At 49.2% G+C, this 474-nt stretch carries 1 pseudogene; it reads right to left on the bottom strand.

The features are described from left to right. A pseudogene (gene idnR, locus RTW80_RS27185) lies at positions 1–474 on the bottom strand (DNA-binding transcriptional regulator IdnR); the annotation flags it as partial.

Raw genomic sequence — 474 nt, 5'->3', positions numbered from 1 at the left:
CCGTGATAAATCTGATACCCGAGGTCAACAGTGTTGTGGTTGTGATCGTTATTTTTAATTTTGCTCAGCAACATTTGGGCGGCCATCCGACCAATATCAAAACGGGGAGTAATTACGCTGGCGAGGCTTGGGATCATTTGCCTGCCAATCTCCAGCCCATGAAAACCCGCAATGGAAATTTGTTCTGGCACGGCGAGGTTTCGCTCGCGGCACAGCAGAAGCGCACCCATCGCAATATCGTCATTGGTGCAAAATACACCGTCTAAATCCGGGTTTGCGCTAAGGGCATCACGCATTAACTGCATTCCTAAATGAATGGATGAGATGGCGCGTGGATTCATGCGTAATGGGGAAAGATTATGCAGCATCATCGCATCGCAATACCCCTGATAACGCTGTTCATCGCGGGTGTCATCTTTGGAACCGAGATACAGAATTTTGTGCCTGACTCGCTTCTCCAGCATGGTACACACC

This window comes from Escherichia sp. AM3 (assembly GCF_032029835.1).
GTDB lineage: Bacteria > Pseudomonadota > Gammaproteobacteria > Enterobacterales > Enterobacteriaceae > Escherichia > Escherichia coli.
This window is presented reverse-complemented; position numbering and strand designations above follow the sequence as displayed.